This window comes from Pseudomonas asgharzadehiana, assembly GCF_019139815.1.
GTDB lineage: Bacteria > Pseudomonadota > Gammaproteobacteria > Pseudomonadales > Pseudomonadaceae > Aquipseudomonas > Aquipseudomonas asgharzadehiana.
Genome location: NZ_CP077079.1, coordinates 774,794 through 791,336, shown reverse-complemented (window position 1 = coordinate 791,336; position 16,543 = coordinate 774,794). Strand labels below are relative to the sequence as shown.

Sequence of the window (16,543 nt, the reverse complement as noted above, 5' to 3'; positions counted from 1 at the left end):
TTCGGCCCGCTCCGGGCGTGTTGACCGCATGTGATGATCGCGCCCCAATCATGGCTAATAAAACGACAGTCCCATCTGTAAGACCTCTCTCTCTCGCCGCTTGGATCAAGTGCCTGGACGAAGTGCCGCTGCCTGTTCCCCAGGCCAGCCACGACCGGGTGTGCAAGGCGATCCGCGACAGCCGCAGTTCGTTGCGAGATATTGCCGAACTGATGCAAAACAGCCCAGCCCTTGTACTCAGCGTGATGCGCGAGGCAAACAGCCATACCCATGGCAGCCTGACGGAGCCGGCGGAAAATCTCGAAGTGGCGCTCAACCGCCTGGGCCTCAAGCGCGCCGAAGAACTGCTGGCGCGCCTGCCCTCGGTGCCGGCCCAAGAGATCCCCATTGCATTGCGTCAATTGTTGCTGGTGAGCCAGCATGCATCGCAACAAGCCAACGGTTTGTTCGGCAGCCGCCTGGCACGGTTGTGGCAAGACATTCACTGGGGCAGCCTGCTGTTTCTGTCGCCGCTGTGGCCGATGGCCGTTGCCCACCCCAAGCTTCTCGAAGAGTGGGAGCTGCGCGTGATTCACAAGGGCGAGTCGGCACGCAAGGTCGAGCAGCAATTGTTCGGCGTACGCCTGCTGGACCTGTGCCTGGCACTGACCGAAACCTGGCACCTGCCGATCTGGGTGTCCCAGGGTTATAACCTGCTGAAGAACGAGCAACGGTTGCTGGTCAAGGCGCTGCATATCGCCCGTGAAGATGACCCGTTGCGCCATCAGCAGTTGCTCGACGCCGAGCCCAACCTGCGCCGCTGGCTGAACCAGCCGGCCAATACCGTGCTGCTGGCCAACGGTTTGGCGATGTCCGCGCAAGAATCCTGGACCTGCCCGCACACACAGCGCTGGCAGTACCTTACAGCTCTGTATCTGCAACAACCGCTGGCTGAGGTGCAGCAACACTCGCATCAACAAGCCGTCACCAGCGCTCGCACCACGCTGATGCCCGACCTCTGGCACCCGGCGCTTTCGCTGATCTGGCCGTGGCATGTACAGAAGATCCATCGCGGCCTGCTGCCCGCGCCGCCGCCCACCGCCGAAGCCTTGGCGGTATGGCGCAACCGCTGCACCGAACTGCTGGTGGAGCCGAGCCGTTTTGCCAACGCCATGCATTTGACCACGTGCGCCAAAGAAGCCCTGGTGGCCAGTGGCATGCAGCGAGTGTTGTTGTTCATGGCCGATCGCGCCTTGAGCACGCTGCGCGTACACCAAGCCGACGGCCTACCTAAAGACGCCGCCAACCTGAGCCTGGACGTGGTCAACAGCACACTGCTGCAGCGCCTGCTGGAAAAATCCGCCCAAGTGCGCCTCACACCGGACAATCATGCGCAGTTCTCGGCCTTGCTGCCGCCGATCCTGCGTCGCCTGTTCAACGGTGAGCACCTGTTGTTGCGTTCCATGAGCTGCAACGGTCGCGTGGTGATGGTGATGATCGCCGACCAGGGCGGTGGGCCGTTCTCGGAAACCACCGTGCAAGCCTTCGGCAAAACCGCGCAGTGCATCGAGAAAGCCCTGCACAGCTTTACCAACCGCAGCGTCTGATGCTTGCGCTACAATCGCCCTCCTTTATCGCCAACATTTGTGCCCAGGAGACCTCACATGCCTGACTTCTCTGGCTTGCCGCTGGTGATCGAACCCAGCGACCTGATCGGTCGCCTTGATGCCGAACACCTGATTCTGGTGGACCTCACCAGTGCCGCCCGCTACGCCGAAGGGCATATCCCGGGGGCGCATTTCGTTGACCCCAAGCGCACCCAGTTGGGCCAGCCGCCGGCACCCGGCCTGCTGCCCCACAAAGCCGACCTGGAAAAACTCTTCGGTGAACTGGGCCACACCCCGGATGCCACCTACGTGGTCTATGACGACGAAGGCGGCGGCTGGGCCGGACGCTTCATCTGGATGCTCGACGTGATCGGTCACCCGAAATACCACTACCTCGACGGCGGCCTGCTGGCCTGGCTGGCCGCTGAGTACACCGTGTCGACCGACGTGCCGCCAGCGCGCGGCGGCCCGGTCAGCCTCACGCTGCACGATGGCCCCACCGCCACCCGCGAATACCTGCAAAGCCGCCTCGGCGCCGCCGACCTGGGCATCTGGGACGCACGCGGCCCGCTGGAATATTCCGGCGAGAAGGTGCTCGCGGCCAAAGGCGGGCACATCCCCGGCGCCGTGAACTTCGAATGGACCGCCGGCATGGATAAGGCGCGCAGCCTGCGCATCCGCCGCGACATGCCGCAGGTCCTTGAAGAGCTTGGGCTGACCCCCGACAAAGAAATCATCACCCATTGCCAGACTCACCACCGCTCTGGCTTCACCTACCTGGTGGCCAAGGCGCTCGGTTATCCGCGAGTCAAAGGTTATGCCGGTTCCTGGGGCGAATGGGGCAACCACCCCGACACCCCCGTTGAGATTAAGGTTTAAGGACAGTTATGAAAAAGCAGTTGTTTATCCTCAGCCAGTACTTGCTGCCGCACCATCTGCTGTCGCGCCTGGCCGGCTGCATTGCCGAGTGCCGCGTGCGCTGGTTCAAGAACGCCTTCACCACCTGGTTCGCCAAACGCTATCAAGTGGACATGTCCCAGGCACTGGTTGAAGACGTAACCGCCTACGAGCACTTCAACGCGTTCTTCACTCGCGCCCTCAAAGACGGCGCGCGCCCGCTGGACCAGGCCCCTGGCGCCGTACTCAGCCCCGCCGATGGCGCGGTCAGCCAGCTTGGCCCGATCGAACATGGTCGTGTGTTCCAGGCCAAGGGCCACAGCTTCAGCGTGCTGGAATTGCTGGGCGGCGACGCCGCTGTAGCGGCGCCGTTCATGGGCGGCGACTTTGCCACCATCTACCTGTCACCGAAGGACTACCACCGAGTTCACATGCCGCTGGCCGGCACCCTGCGCGAGATGGTCTACGTGCCGGGCCGGATCTTCTCGGTCAACCAGACCACCGCCGAAAACGTACCGGAACTGTTTGCGCGCAATGAGCGTGTTGTGTGCCTGTTCGACACCGAGCGCGGCCCGATGGCGGTGGTATTGGTCGGCGCGATGATCGTGGCATCGATTGAAACCGTGTGGGCTGGCCTCGTCACGCCGCCCAAGCGCGAGCTGAAAACCTTCCGCTACGACGAAGCCGCGCGTGCGCCGATTTATCTGGAGAAAGGTGCCGAGTTGGGCCGCTTCAAGCTGGGCTCGACCGCCATCGTGCTGTTCGGGCCGGATCAGGTGAAATGGGCGGAAGAATTGGTGGCCGGTTCGCCGGTGCAGATGGGCCAGGGTATCGCACTGCCCAACGCCTGACCTGACGCCAATCCAGGTCAATTGTGGGAGGGGGCTTGCTCCCGATAGCTGTGTTTGAGTCAACTCATCGGGTGACTGATCCACGGCCATCGGGAGCAAGCCCCTTCCTACATTTTCAGTTACAGCTGCCCGTCGCGGTCGCGAAAGCCCAGCAGGTACAGCACACCGTCCAGCCCCAAGGTCGAAATCGCCTGCTTCGCCGATTGCTTCACCAACGGCTTGGCGCGAAACGCCACGCCCAACCCGGCAATCGCCAGCATCGGCAAGTCATTCGCGCCGTCGCCGACCGCAATGGTCTGCTCCAGGCGCAAGCCTTCCTTATGGGCCAATTCCTTCAACAGATCCGCTTTGCGCTGGGCGTCGACAATCGGCTCCACCGCCACACCGGTCACTTTGCCATCGACCACTTCCAGCTCATTGGCGAAGACGTAGTCGATGCCCAACTTGGCCTGCAATTGTTTGGCGAAGTAGGTAAAGCCACCGGACAGGATCGCAGTCTTGTAGCCCAGGCGCTTGAGTTCGGCGAACAGCGTTTCGGCGCCTTCCGTCAGGCGCAGCGACGCGCCGATGGAGTCCAGCACGCTCACATCCAGGCCCTTGAGCAGCGCCAGGCGCTCCTTGAAGCTGGCGCGGAAATCCAGTTCACCGGCCATGGCGCGCTCGGTGATCGCGGACACCTGTTCACCCACACCGGCGGCCTTGGCCAATTCGTCGATGACTTCGGCTTCGATCAGTGTGGAATCCATGTCGAACACCGCCAGGCGACGGTTGCGGCGGAACAGCGAGTCTTCCTGGAAGGCGATATCGACATTCAACGCCTGGGCCACGCTGAGGAACTCGGCGCGCAAGGCTTGCGGGTCGGCCGGCTCACCGCGCACGGAGAACTCGATGCAACCCTTGCCCTGATGAGCGGGTGTGTCCAGCGGCATACGGCCCGACAGACGGTCGATGTGGTCGATATTCAAACCGTATTGCGCGGTGATCGAACTGACACGTTGCAACTGTTCAGCCGTGACCTTGCGAGTCAACAGCGTGACGATGTGGCGTTTCTTGCCTTGGCCGGCCACCCAATGCTGGTAGTCCTCCTCGGACACCGGGGTGAAACGCACCTGTTGATCCAGCTTGTACGCTGTGAACAGGATGTCCTTGAGCACGGACGAGGCCTGCTCGGTGCTGGGAATTTCCACCAGGATGCCGAACGACAGGGTGTCGTGAATCACAGCCTGGCCGATGTCGAGAATGTTCACACCACCCTGGGCCAGCACACCGGTAATGGCAGCGGTGAGACCCGGACGGTCAACACCCGTGATGTTTATCAGGACAATTTCGCGCAAGGCGCACCCCCAGGCTGGAAAAAAACCGCATTCTACCCACTTTCAGTGACCATCGGGCACAGCCAGCGCTTTGCCGGTCTTGGGCCTGTCGCTATACTGCGCGTCAACTTCACGGACCGAGAGCCGAGCGCAAGTGAACCGGCCCACGCCAGTAAAAACCGATAACTTCTTCCTGCTGATCTTCCGGGCACTGCGCCACCGCCGTGTACCGATCGCATTACGCATCGCCAGCCATAACGTGATCCTGGTCGCCCTGGCCCTGGTGATTTATGCCTGCGTGATGGGTTTGCAGTTCAAACAGGCCATGCACGAGCAAGCCGACGCCCTGGGCGAGAGCTTGACCACTCAGACCGCCACATCGGCGACTGAACTGTTGGTGTCCAACGACATCCTCAGCCTCAACGTGCTGCTCAACAACCTGACCAAGAACCCGCTGGTGGCCCACGCCGCCATCTACAGCGTGGACAACCGGATCATGGCCGAAGCCGGGCAGCGCCCGAAAAACGGCCTGCTGGGCGAGGCCGAAGGCCTGTACCAGAGCAATATCACCTTTCAGGATGTAAAGGCCGGCCAACTGCGCATCAGCCTGGACATGCAGCAATTCCAGCAGCCGATGACCATTAGCCTGCAAAGCATGGGCATCCTCAGCGCAATCCTGCTGGCCCTGGCTCTGGCCTTGAGCCTGCGCCTGGGTCGGCATATCTCTACACCGCTGATGCAATTGCGCATCTGGCTGCGAGATATCGACGAACACACCCCGGCCACTGATCGCCAGGACGAAATCGGCGACATCGCCCGCCAACTGCACGCCAGCTTCGCCCCGGAGCCGGCACCCCAGGTTGAACCTGAACCCGAGTTCGACGACAGCGATTACGACGACGAACCCGAGTTTGAAGTACGCGACCTGCGCGATCCGGGTTTTGACGAAAGCGCACCCGCCGCCCGCCCGAAGCCTGCGCCGCGCCATGTGGTCAAGGCCGAAGAAGACGAACTGGACGACGAAGACCCCTTCGCCGATCTGCGCGACACGTCAAACGACAGCGCTGCCGTGACGCCAAAGCCCGCGCCGGCGCGCAGCACCGAGCCTCAGTACAGCGCCGTACTGGCCGTGCAATTGGGCGCCCAGGACCAACTGCGTCGCCTGCCCCGCGCGCGCCTGACCGAGTTATTGGAACGCTACCGCGACTGCCTCGACCAGGCCGCCTCGCTGTACCAGAGCGAGCTGCATACCCTCAATGACGGCAGCACGCTGATGCTGTTCCACAGTGAAGACAGCGGTGAGGATTACCTGACCAACGCCATCTGCTGCGGCGAGTTATTACGTGCGCTGGGCCATGAGCTGCAGATCGAAGTGGCGGACAGCGGCATCACCCTGCAACTGCAACTTGGCTTAACCGTGGGTGACGACCTGTTTGGCATGAGCCAGATCGACCTGCTGCTTACGGAAATCGCCCAGGACGCCCTGGCCTTGTCCCAACACAGCCGCAACCTGTTGCTGGTGGAGCGCAAGATCAGTGAAGACACGCTGATCCGCCAACGCGCGCGCATCCGCCCGATTGCCAGCCCTGAAGGCGCCAGCTGTGTGGAGCGTCTGATGGAGCCGTACCCATCGATGCTGGAGCGGCAGTTGGCGCGGATGCATGAGACCCGCGCCAAGCCGTGAAGAATGTGGGGTGGGGCTTGCCCCCTACCACACTTGGGATCTGCACAGGCTTCAAGTAAATCGCGCACAAACAAAAAGGCCCGCTGAGTAAGCGGGCCTTTTGTTTGTGCGCGATTCAGGTCAGAACCTGAACACTTCCATATCCGTACGGATCGGCGTAGCCATCGGCATCTTGGGCTTCTGCGGCTCGGCCGGTTTGGCCTGAGCCGGGGCTTGCTTGCGTGGTGCCTCAGCAATCGGCGGTTGGTTGGCCAATGGCTTGAGGGCCACCGACAACTGCTGCGCCAAGTGCTGCAACAGCACGCCCTGGGCCTGAACCTGGGAAGCTGTCGTGCCCGTGTGTTCTTCCTGCAGATGAACGATGCGGTTATCACGCACCTGGCCACGGCGGTCGATCAGGCGCCACTGCGCATCAAGGATCGCCGGCTGCGAAGTACCGGAGTCGAGCCGGGTGATGGTCAGCAACACCTGCACGTCCGGGGTAAAGCCAGTTGGCGCAGGCGAGAGGACCACACGCTGGCTGTCCAACTGACCCGCTACCTGGCGCAACATCAATTGGTTGATGTCGGACGACAAACTGCCCGCCCAACGACCATCGGTGGAACCTTGCAGACTGCCGTCGTTCTGACGTTGCAGCAGGGTTTCGCGTTGCAGATAGTCGGCTACGACCACCGGCCCCAGCAACACGGCCATGCCGGCGGTTTGTGCTGGTTGCGCCGGACTTCCGCTGTCCAACTGGTACAGCGACACCGGTTGGTGGGTGCTGCAACCCGCCAACCCCAAAAGGCCAGCGAGCATGAAAATAAAAGGAAGGCGTGGAGCAGTCATCATCCCATCCAGGTGGCTGCCACAAGGCGAACCACAATGTAATACTAAAAATAACCTAAACACGCTCGGCCACGCCGGCGCTGGAAAGGGCATATCATCCGTGAATATGCGCCATGACTCCAGCGCCAAAGCGTCGATCTACCCGTTAAATCGTAGATCGAGGGCTCTAATCCGGCTTAAACCGGCGTTTCCACCAACAAAGCATCCACACGCTGGAAGCCTCGAGGCAGTTTGTTACCGCGCCTGCCACGCTCACCCTTGTAATGTTCCAGGTCGTCGGGACGCAACGATAGCGTGCGTTTGCCGGCCTGGAGCACCAGGGTCGAGCCCTCGGGGATCACCGCGATGTCGGTCACGTACTCTTCGCGACTGGCCACCCGCTCCCCTGGTATACCAATAATCTTGTTGCCCTTGCCTTTGCCCAACTGCGGCAGATCGCTGATCTTGAACACCAGCAAGCGCCCTTCGGTGGTCACCGACGCCAGCCAGTTGCCTTCGCGATCATCCACCGGCCGCGGCAGGATCACCTTGGCATTATTCGGCAGGCTCAACAGCGCCTTGCCCGCCTTGTTCTTGGCCTGCAGGTCTTCGCCCTTAACGACGAAGCCGTAGCCCGCATCGGAAGCGATGACGTACAACGAGTCATCGTCCGGCAGCAGCACACACTCAAAATTCGCGCCCGGTGGCGGTGTCAGGCGCCCGGTCAGCGGCTCGCCCTGCCCCCGTGCGGATGGCAAGGTATGCGCCGGCACCGAATAACTGCGCCCCGTGGAGTCGATAAACACCGCAAACTGGTTGGAACGCCCGGCAGCGGCGGTTTTAAAACCATCGCCCGCCTTGTAAGACAAGCCAGTGGCGTCAATATCATGCCCTTTGGCGGAACGAACCCAACCCTTTTCCGACAGAACGACGGTAATTTTCTCGTTAGGCAGCAGTTCGGTTTCTGTCAGAGCCTTGGCTTCGGCACGCTGAACAATCGGCGAACGGCGGTCATCGCCATAGGTTTCGGCGTCTTTGATCAGCTCGCTGCGTACCAGCTTTTTCAGCTTGGCTTCGCTGCCCAGCAGCGCTTGCAGCTTGGCTTGTTCCTTGAGCAGCGCGTCCTGTTCGTCGCGCAGCTTCATTTCTTCGAGTCGCGCCAATTGACGCAAGCGGGTGTCGAGGATGTAGTCGGCCTGGATCTCGCTCAGCTCGAAACGCGCGATCAGCTCGGCTTTGGGGTGCTCGGCGGTGCGGATGATATGGATCACTTCATCCAGGTTGAGGTAGGCGATCAGCAAGCCGTCCAACAGGTGCAGACGGCGCTCGACCTTGTCCAAGCGAAATTGCAGGCGACGACGAACGGTCTGTACCCGGAACTCAAGCCACTCCACCAGCAGGTTGCGCAGGTTTTTCAGCTGCGGCTTGCCGTCCAGGCCAATGATATTGACGTTGACCCGGTAGCTGGACTCAAGGTCCGTGCTGGCAAACAGATGCTGCATCAGCACTTCGTGATCGACCCGGCTGTTGGTCGGGATGATCACAATGCGGCAAGGGTTTTCGTGGTCGGACTCGTCACGCAGGTCGGCCACCTGGGGCAGCTTCGACGGTTTGGCCTGCATCAACGCGGCGATCTGCTCCAGCACCTTGGCGCCGGACACCTGATGCGGCAGCGCGGTCACAATAATGTCGCCATCTTCGACGTGGTACACGGCGCGCATGCGCACCGAGCCCTTGCCGGTCTCGTACATCTTCAGCAGGTCGGCGCGCGGGGTGATGATTTCCGCTTCGGTCGGGTAATCCGGGCCCTGGATGTGCTCGCAGAGCTGCTCGACGGTAGCCTTGGGCTCATCGAGCAAGCGCACACAGGCCGTGGCGACTTCGCGCAGGTTGTGCGGCGGCACGTCGGTGGCCATGCCGACGGCGATGCCGGTGGTGCCATTGAGCAGGATATTCGGCAAACGTGCCGGCAACACCAGGGGTTCGTCGAGGGTGCCGTCGAAGTTCGGGCCCCAGTCAGCGGTGCCCTGGCCCAGTTCGCTCAGCAGTACCTCCGAATAACGCGACAACCGTGCCTCGGTGTATCGCATGGCGGCGAAGGACTTGGGATCGTCCGGCGCCCCCCAGTTACCCTGGCCGTCCACCAGCGTGTAGCGGTAGCTGAACGGCTGGGCCATCAGCACCATGGCTTCGTAGCACGCCGAATCGCCGTGGGGGTGGAACTTGCCCAGTACGTCACCGACGGTACGCGCCGACTTCTTGTGCTTGGAATCGGCGTCCAGGCCCAGCTCACTCATGGCGTAGATAATGCGCCGCTGTACGGGCTTGAGGCCGTCGCCGATGTGCGGCAATGCACGGTCCATGATCACGTACATGGAGTAGTTGAGGTAGGCATTTTCGGTGAAGTCAGCCAGCGACCGGCGCTCTACGCCGTCTAAGCTGTCTGCGAGGATGTCACTCATGCGGGCCTCATCATTATTGGGTGAGGCGCAGCGGAAATGCCGCCGCGCCGGGTCAATTCAATTGTTTGATCATTCATGGCCGGGCACTCCAGCCACCGACCGGGGCGGCAAAACGATAGACCACCGGGCGTTTTTCACCATCGGCACGCGGGCCGAAGTTGTTGTCCAGGCCGATCCAGGCACCGTCATCATCAATTACCAGCGCCTCGGCCAAGCCATAGGGCTGGTCGTATTGGCGTTGCGGCGCAAGCATGTCTGCGGCAAATGACCAACACTGCTCAACTGCCGCTGTCAGCGCATCGCGGCGGCACAACTGATATTGGCTGCTCTCAAGGGAAAACAACTTGCCCTTGAACCACACCACATCGGAGAAATTCCTGGAAACGGCCTTGGCCTTGGGCACCTGGGCGGGCTGCATCTGCGTGCCGGCCTCACTCAGTAATACGCACGGACCGTCACAATCCCACAGGCTTTGCGCACGCTTGATGGAGATAAGCCCGCGCCCCTCACGCTCTGCCGCCAGCCAGATCCGATTGCCCTCGGGGTTCACCGCCAGCCCTTCAAACAGCGCATTGAAGTGCAGCAACAGGCCACTGGCGCGGGCTTCACGCACCACGCTCGGCGCGATCTTCAACCACTCGGGCGCACCGGCAGCGGGCACTTGCAGCACGGCGGCATGGGCTTCACTGACGATGTATCGGTTACCGACGGCATCGCAACTGATGGCCTCGAAATCCAGGTCGCCACCGCGAATGAACGAGGCGGCCTTCGTGCGCGAACGCAACCCCCAAGGCAAACCGGAATCCGGCACCGGCGGCACGTCGATCTTCACCGCCGTGGCCTGCCAGGTCGGCATGCTGATATCCAAACGGTAGATCTGATCGTCATCGCGGTCGGAAACCGTCCACAGCTCATTGCCACACAGGGCCAGGCCCGACAGGTTGCCACCGCGCATGCCATCCACCGGGTGTTCGGACACCAGTTTGAGCTGCGCCCCGGGCGCCGCAACCCCCTGGGCGCTCGCCAAGCCGCTGAACAACAGGATCGCCAGGGCGAAACCTGTACGCATCAACCCAGCACCTCGGCCAGGTTGCCTTTGGACTCCAGCCAGGATTTACGGTCCGGCGCGCGTTTTTTCGCCAGCAGCATGTCCATCATTTCCGAGGTGGCGGCGAAATCGTCCAAGGTGAGTTGCACCAGGCGCCGGGTGTTCGGGTCCATGGTGGTTTCACGCAACTGCGGCGGGTTCATTTCACCCAGGCCTTTGAATCGCGTGACCTGTGGCTTACCGCGTTTCTTCTCGGCCACCAGGCGGTCGAGGATGCCATCGCGCTCGGCTTCGTCGAGGGCGTAGAAAATCTCTTTGCCCAGGTCGATGCGGTATAGCGGCGGCATGGCGACGTAGACGTGACCGGCATCTACCAGCGGGCGGAAGTGCTGCACGAACAGCGCGCACAACAAGGTGGCAATGTGCAGGCCGTCGGAGTCGGCGTCGGCGAGGATGCAGATCTTGCCGTAGCGCAGTTGGGTCATGTCTGCCGCGCCCGGGTCGACACCGATGGCCACGGCGATATTGTGTACTTCCTGGCTGGCCAGCACTTCGCTGCCATCGACTTCCCACGTGTTGAGGATCTTGCCGCGCAACGGCAGGATCGCCTGGAACTCTTTGTCCCGTGCTTGCTTGGCGGAACCGCCGGCGGAGTCACCTTCCACCAGGAACAGTTCGGAGCGCATCGGGTCTTGACCCGCGCAGTCAGCCAGCTTGCCAGGCAGTGCCGGGCCTTGGGTGATGCGCTTGCGCTCGACCTTCTTGCTGGCCTTGAGACGACGGCCGGCGTTGTTGATCGCCAGTTCGGCCAGGGCCAGGCCCAGTTCCGGGTGCTCGTTGAGCCACAGGCTGAACGCGTCCTTGACCACACCGGAGACAAACGCCGCCGCCTCGCGGGACGACAGGCGTTCTTTGGTCTGGCCGGAGAATTGCGGCTCCTGCATCTTCATCGACAGCACGAACGCGATGCGCTCCCACACGTCTTCCGGCGCCAGCTTCACACCGCGCGGCAGCAGGCTGCGGTATTCGCAGAACTCGCGCATGGCATCCAGCAGGCCCTGGCGCAAACCGTTGACGTGGGTGCCGCCCTGAGCGGTGGGGATCAGGTTGACGTAGCTTTCCTGCACGCTGTCGCCGCCCTCGGGCAACCACAGCAATGCCCAATCGACGGCCTCTTTGTTACCCGCCAGGCTGCCGCAGAACGGCTCGTTGGGCAGGCGTTCGAAGTCGCTGACGGAGTCTTCCAGATAGGAACGCAAACCGTCTTCGTAATGCCACTCGACCTTTTCGCCGGTGCCTTTGTCTTCAAAGGTAACCAAAAGGCCCGGGCACAACACCGCCTTGGCCTTGAGTACGTGCTTGAGGCGGCTGATGGAGAATTTCGGCGAATCGAAGTATTTAGGGTCCGGCGCGAAGTACACGCTGGTGCCGGTGTTGCGCTTGCCGACGGTGCCGATCACTTCAAGGTCGGTGGCTTTGTAGCCATCGGCAAAGGTCATCTGGTACTCGTTGCCGTCACGCTTGACCTTGACGCGGACCAGGGTCGACAAGGCGTTGACCACAGAAATACCCACGCCGTGCAAACCACCGGAGAACTGGTAGTTCTTATTGGAGAACTTGCCACCGGCGTGGAGCTTGGTGAGGATCAGCTCAACACCCGGCACACCCTCTTCCGGGTGAATGTCCACCGGCATGCCACGACCGTCGTCGGACACTTCCAGGGAGTGGTCAGCGTGGAGAATGACATGCACCGATTTGGCGTGCCCGGCCAAGGCTTCGTCGACGCTGTTGTCGATGACTTCCTGGGCGAGGTGATTCGGCCGACTGGTGTCGGTGTACATGCCGGGGCGTTTGCGCACCGGGTCGAGGCCCGAGAGGACTTCGATGGCGTCGGCGTTATAAGAGCTAGCGCTGGGAGTGGCCATGGGGTCTCGTCGTGAGTCGTTCGATTAAAAAATAACCTGCGGTTTCCAAGGCAATTACAGTGCCGAAAAATCGAAGGATTGATACTGATCCGCACCCACGCCGGCAAAACTCAAAAGCGCCGGCAATTGCTGGGCGAATCCTTGGTAGCCATGGTCGCCACCGGGCTGGATGCGCAAGGCACAGGCTCGGTAATACTGCTGGGCGAGGCGATAATCCAAGGTTTCATCGCCGGTTTGCAACCACACCTGATAACGTCCCGCATCCTGGGGCGCCGGTACTTCCAGCTCGGCCAGCGCCGTGACGTGGTCGTGGGTCAACTCCCAGGTTTCATCGGTGTAGAGGTTCTTCTGGGTGCCCAGGTAACCGTCGAACATGCGATGGGGACTCACCGCCGGGTTGACCAGCAGCGCCTTGAGGCCATGGCGTTCAGCAAGATGGGTTGCATAGTAGCCGCCGAGTGAGCTGCCGACCAGCAGTGGTCGACCCAGTTGCGCAATGGCCTCTTCCAACTGGGGAATCGCCTGACGGGGATGGTGATGCAAGGCTGGCACGCGCAATTGATCGGCCAGGCCAAGGGCGTCCATCACGCGGATCAACTGGCTGGCCTTGTTGGACGCCGGCGCACTGTTGAAGCCGTGGATGTACAGGATCGAAGCGGACATGCCGGGCTCTCCGTGCTTGCGCCAAAAGGGCGCAGTTTACAGGGAACCAGAGAATCTGAGCAGAGTTCGTCACAATGAGGTGCGGAATAAACATCGCGCCCGAGCGTCTCTCTAATTATTTATTTCAAGGCTATCCAGTCTTGGATTTGAGAAAATCCTTCAGCGCAGCGGCGAGCTCCTGAAAAATCGCAACAATATCGCTACCCAGGCCAGCAGGTTTATCCTCAACTTTGGCAGGCTCCGCAGCGAGCTTCATCATCAATAGAATCAAGGCTATCGGCATAATTGCCAATAACCACAAGAGCATGGGTGTAGTTTCCAGCTTGGCACCATGAATAAGCTTGAATGTGTAGACGACAAACGCTCCAAACACATAAACAGCCGCAACATAAATTGTAACGAAGATAATCCCTCGTTGGAGCCTACGAGTATCAGCCTCGTCGAGCTGGCTTCTATTGAAGCGCTCCGTGTCCGGAAGCTTAGGGATACTGCCTTCCGAATAGTCCACATCCTTTTGGAGATTCTGATCCTTCAAAACTCTACTCTCATTTCAGTAACGAATTAGTCCGAGGTTCATCAAGCGATAATGCATTGCCGCGCCTGACACATTTAGTATTGCCGCCATTTCCTCAACATCGTGTTTTTTTTCCTTGAAGACCAGCCACTCGACAACTTCTTTAGGCATCAACAACTCCGCCGCAAAACTATTTGCATCCCGCTCTCGGTAAAGATGTGTTCCCGAACTATAGTTTCTCGCATTATCCCTGAAGGAATGACCGTGCCTTAAAAACATATGCCCTAACTCATGAGCAATAGTAAAGCGCTGCCGAACAACCGCATCATCAGGATTGAAACGGATGGTTGGAATGTTATTCACAACGTCAAAGCAGCCACTCAGATCATGAGCGCTCATGCCGTAATCCGGTTCCACTGAAGCGCCCGCTGCACGTGCAATACGATAGGGATCAATAGGAAGTTGACGGTCCCAGTACCTATTTAGGACATCTTGAGCGGTGCGAACAGGCATGAGCGATCTCCTTGTCAGTACTGGTGGATAGATATCCTTCCGCCGAAGGAGGCAAAATTGTACAGAAAACTATCGATGGGTACAGATCTGCTGAATATATAGGCGCGTCTACGAAGAAAATCAAAACGCCCAGCGGGTTATCTGAGTCGAGTTGTAAATGACCGGAACCGCACTAAACATTCAGTGCTCGAGCCCAACGCGGAGGACGTTTAATAACCGTTGCTACCGTAATCCACCGTAAACGCGAAGCCGACCAGCCGCTCTACGCCAGTCTCCAACCGTCCGTCGGCATGCAAACGCAGCCAACGATACCCTGGCGCTTGCTCGCTGACCTTGAAGTCCTCGCTGCCCGGTGCGAACTGGATGCAGGTGGATGGCGACGCCAGCAGGCGCACGCCGTTGCGCTCACGGTCGATTTCCTGATGCACATGGCCCCAGAGTACTGCCTTGACCTGGGGGAAGCGGTCCAGCACGGCAAACAGTGCCTCGGGGTTGCGCAGGCCGATGGGCTCCATCCAGGCACAGCCGATGGGCACCGGATGATGGTGGAAACACACCAGGTGGTGACGGTTTGGCGCTTCGCTCAGGGCCTGAGCCAGTAGTTGCAGTTGTTGGTCTTGCAGGTAACCCGGCACGGAACCGGGTACGGCGGAGTCCAGCAGGATGACGCGCCAGTGGCCGATATCGACTACCGGCTCCAGAAAATCACTGTGCTCGGCGGCCCGGACCATGACTTGAGGCTCATCATGATTACCCGGAATCCAGCGCGCCGGGGCACCGATAGGCGCGGTCATCTGGCGAAACTGCTGGTACGACTCAAGCGTGCCGTCCTGGGACAGGTCCCCGGTGGCCAGCACCAGGTCGACCTGCGGCTGTTGCGCGCGCGCCAGCTCGATCACCCGTCGCAGGCTCTCACGGGTATTCATGCCCAGCAGCGTAACGTCGGCCTCGGCAAACAGATGGCTGTCGGACAGTTGCACCAGTAACGCCGAAGCGTCGGGGTTCACGGTGGATACGCTCGGCAAGGCGCTCTCCCAAGGCAATCACAGGAATGGACGTTTGGCGTGATTATGCTGGGGCAGGACGCAAAGAGGAAACCCAGGAACCAGATGCAGTTCACATCTACCGCACGACTTCGAACTCATGGCCCAGCGCCAGGCAGTGGCTCAGCCACTCACCGAGGAACACATTGAGCTGCGCTTTCTCATCGGGTTGGTGCATGAACACATTCGGGTAAGGATAGATGCTGCGAAAGCGCCGCGCGTGTTCGGCGCTGATCACTTCGGCCATACGGGCGTCGTGGTACACCTGCACTTCCAGTTGCGGCACGGGCAGCCACGGCAGGCTGTGCTCCTGGCGTACGCGCAGGGTGGTGGTGTACGGGCAGTTGACGATGACTTCAAGGGCCAGCACGCCCAGCATCTGGTCGCCGTGGGTCACGCCGATGCGACGCGCCTCGGGCGTGTGGCGCATGTCGGGCAGCAGGCGCATCAGCCGCGCATAGTTGGCCTCGCAGGCCGCTTGCAGCCCGATCAGGTCGACTCGATAACGTTCCCGTGCCTTTACTGCCATAACCCCCTCACTTCCGCGCGATTAAGCGCAAGCCATTGCAGGGCGATAATGCTGGCTGCGTTGGAAATCCTGCCGTCGCGCACGGCTTGCAGGGCGTCTTCGAATGCCCAGACCGTCACGCGGATGTCTTCTGCTTCTTCTTCCAGCCCATGCACGCCACCCGCTCCGGAGCTGTCGCAGCGCCCCAGGTATAGGTGCACAAATTCGGTACTGCCGCCGGGCGACGGAAAATACTTGGTGATCGGCCACAGCGCGGAGAAGGTCAGCCCAGCTTCCTCTTCGGCTTCGCGGTGTGCAACCTCCTCCGGTTCTTCATCCTTGTCGATCAGGCCGGCGACCATCTCGATCAGCCACGGGTTGTCGGCACGGCCCATGGCGCCCACGCGAAACTGCTCGATCAGCACCACTTCATCACGCTGCGGGTCATAGGGCAGTACACACACCGCGTCGTGACGGACAAAGACTTCGCGGTTGATCACGCGGCTCATGCCGCCGTCGAACTTCTCGTGGCGCAGTTGCACACGGTCAAGTTTATAGAAGCCCTTGTAGGCATTGTCGCGCTGCACGATTTCAATCGTGTTCGGCGTCGATTTTGCAAAGTCCGTCATATCCCTTCCTCGTTGTGCCTGGGCAATTCGCGCCATCCTAACGCGCTCGCGTCGGTTGGCGCAGCCCCTTTCCGGTTGCCGGGATAGACGGCGGGCCTCA

Annotated in this window: 15 protein-coding genes; 4 read left to right on the top strand and 11 right to left on the bottom strand. The window is 60.8% G+C overall.

The genetic code is table 11. The features are described 5' to 3' along the window. Positions 1 to 50: 50 nt before the first annotated feature. From KSS96_RS03485 to asd, 3 genes are read left to right on the top strand one after another with little or no spacing between them, the layout of a single operon-like run. Entirely contained in the window at positions 51 to 1,586 is a 1,536-nt protein-coding gene (locus KSS96_RS03485) for an HDOD domain-containing protein (RefSeq protein WP_017526430.1), read from the top strand. 57 nt (positions 1,587 to 1,643) lie between these two features. After that, on the top strand, positions 1,644 to 2,465 hold the full coding sequence (locus KSS96_RS03480) for a rhodanese-like domain-containing protein (RefSeq protein WP_017526431.1): 822 nt from the start codon (positions 1,644 to 1,646) through the stop codon (positions 2,463 to 2,465). Positions 2,466 to 2,473: 8 nt separating this feature from the next. Then, a complete protein-coding gene (asd, locus tag KSS96_RS03475) occupies positions 2,474 to 3,334 on the top strand; it encodes an archaetidylserine decarboxylase (RefSeq protein ID WP_017526432.1) in 861 nt (286 codons plus the stop codon). A gap of 119 nt (positions 3,335 to 3,453) precedes the next feature. On the opposite strand, the gene serB is transcribed toward asd, so the two are convergent. After that, a complete protein-coding gene (gene serB, locus KSS96_RS03470; protein ID WP_017526433.1) occupies positions 3,454 to 4,668 on the bottom strand; it encodes a phosphoserine phosphatase SerB in 1,215 nt (404 codons plus the stop codon). A 133-nt stretch (positions 4,669 to 4,801) separates the two neighbouring features. On the opposite strand from serB, the gene KSS96_RS03465 reads away from it, so the two are divergent. Further along, positions 4,802 to 6,331, top strand: a complete 1,530-nt coding sequence (locus tag KSS96_RS03465; RefSeq protein ID WP_017526434.1) for an AhpA/YtjB family protein — start codon at positions 4,802 to 4,804, stop codon at positions 6,329 to 6,331. Positions 6,332 to 6,451: 120 nt separating this feature from the next. Here KSS96_RS03465 and KSS96_RS03460 read toward each other — a convergent pair whose 3' ends face one another. The 10 genes from KSS96_RS03460 to KSS96_RS03415 form a co-directional block, all read right to left on the bottom strand. Beyond that, positions 6,452 to 7,159, bottom strand: coding sequence for a PqiC family protein (locus KSS96_RS03460; RefSeq protein WP_026067142.1), 708 nt, complete (start codon positions 7,157 to 7,159; stop codon positions 6,452 to 6,454). A 176-nt stretch (positions 7,160 to 7,335) separates the two neighbouring features. After that, positions 7,336 to 9,600, bottom strand: a complete 2,265-nt coding sequence (parC, locus tag KSS96_RS03455; protein WP_065879446.1) for a DNA topoisomerase IV subunit A — start codon at positions 9,598 to 9,600, stop codon at positions 7,336 to 7,338. Positions 9,601 to 9,673: 73 nt separating this feature from the next. Continuing rightward, positions 9,674 to 10,669: an esterase-like activity of phytase family protein gene (locus tag KSS96_RS03450; RefSeq protein ID WP_217855732.1), complete on the bottom strand. Its 996-nt coding sequence runs from the start codon at positions 10,667 to 10,669 to the stop codon at positions 9,674 to 9,676. Continuing rightward, positions 10,669 to 12,573: a DNA topoisomerase IV subunit B gene (gene parE, locus KSS96_RS03445; RefSeq protein ID WP_065879448.1), complete on the bottom strand. Its 1,905-nt coding sequence runs from the start codon at positions 12,571 to 12,573 to the stop codon at positions 10,669 to 10,671. Before parE ends, KSS96_RS03450 begins: the two co-directional genes overlap by 1 nt. Positions 12,574 to 12,627: 54 nt before the next feature. Continuing rightward, complete coding sequence (locus KSS96_RS03440; protein ID WP_065879449.1) at positions 12,628 to 13,236, bottom strand: YqiA/YcfP family alpha/beta fold hydrolase; 609 nt, start codon at positions 13,234 to 13,236, stop codon at positions 12,628 to 12,630. 130 nt (positions 13,237 to 13,366) lie between these two features. Next, a complete protein-coding gene (locus KSS96_RS03435; RefSeq protein ID WP_017526440.1) occupies positions 13,367 to 13,771 on the bottom strand; it encodes a hypothetical protein in 405 nt (134 codons plus the stop codon). Between the two features lie 15 nt (positions 13,772 to 13,786). Continuing rightward, on the bottom strand, positions 13,787 to 14,263 hold the full coding sequence (locus KSS96_RS03430; protein ID WP_026067143.1) for an ImmA/IrrE family metallo-endopeptidase: 477 nt from the start codon (positions 14,261 to 14,263) through the stop codon (positions 13,787 to 13,789). Between the two features lie 209 nt (positions 14,264 to 14,472). Continuing rightward, positions 14,473 to 15,288, bottom strand: a complete 816-nt coding sequence (gene cpdA, locus KSS96_RS03425; RefSeq protein ID WP_065879450.1) for a 3',5'-cyclic-AMP phosphodiesterase — start codon at positions 15,286 to 15,288, stop codon at positions 14,473 to 14,475. Between the two features lie 97 nt (positions 15,289 to 15,385). Then, positions 15,386 to 15,835 (bottom strand): DUF1249 domain-containing protein, encoded by a 450-nt coding sequence (locus KSS96_RS03420; RefSeq protein ID WP_017526444.1) that lies wholly within the window; start codon positions 15,833 to 15,835, stop codon positions 15,386 to 15,388. Then, positions 15,826 to 16,443 carry an NUDIX domain-containing protein gene (locus tag KSS96_RS03415; RefSeq protein WP_017526445.1) on the bottom strand — a complete coding sequence of 206 codons (618 nt, stop codon included), beginning with the start codon at positions 16,441 to 16,443 and terminating at the stop codon, positions 15,826 to 15,828. The genes KSS96_RS03420 and KSS96_RS03415 overlap by 10 nt, the downstream gene beginning before the upstream one ends. Positions 16,444 to 16,543 lie beyond the last annotated feature (100 nt).

Coding starts and splice junctions, on each gene's coding strand:
- KSS96_RS03485 (WP_017526430.1), top strand. CDS start 51: ATGGCTAATAAAACGACAGTCCCATCTGTAAGACCTCTCTCTCTCGCC.
- KSS96_RS03480 (WP_017526431.1), top strand. CDS start 1,644: ATGCCTGACTTCTCTGGCTTGCCGCTGGTGATCGAACCCAGCGACCTG.
- asd (WP_017526432.1), top strand. CDS start 2,474: ATGAAAAAGCAGTTGTTTATCCTCAGCCAGTACTTGCTGCCGCACCAT.
- KSS96_RS03460 (WP_026067142.1), bottom strand. CDS start 7,159: ATGACTGCTCCACGCCTTCCTTTTATTTTCATGCTCGCTGGCCTTTTG.
- parC (WP_065879446.1), bottom strand. CDS start 9,600: ATGAGTGACATCCTCGCAGACAGCTTAGACGGCGTAGAGCGCCGGTCG.
- KSS96_RS03450 (WP_217855732.1), bottom strand. CDS start 10,669: ATGCGTACAGGTTTCGCCCTGGCGATCCTGTTGTTCAGCGGCTTGGCG.
- parE (WP_065879448.1), bottom strand. CDS start 12,573: ATGGCCACTCCCAGCGCTAGCTCTTATAACGCCGACGCCATCGAAGTC.
- KSS96_RS03440 (WP_065879449.1), bottom strand. CDS start 13,236: ATGTCCGCTTCGATCCTGTACATCCACGGCTTCAACAGTGCGCCGGCG.
- KSS96_RS03430 (WP_026067143.1), bottom strand. CDS start 14,263: ATGCCTGTTCGCACCGCTCAAGATGTCCTAAATAGGTACTGGGACCGT.
- KSS96_RS03420 (WP_017526444.1), bottom strand. CDS start 15,835: ATGGCAGTAAAGGCACGGGAACGTTATCGAGTCGACCTGATCGGGCTG.
- KSS96_RS03415 (WP_017526445.1), bottom strand. CDS start 16,443: ATGACGGACTTTGCAAAATCGACGCCGAACACGATTGAAATCGTGCAG.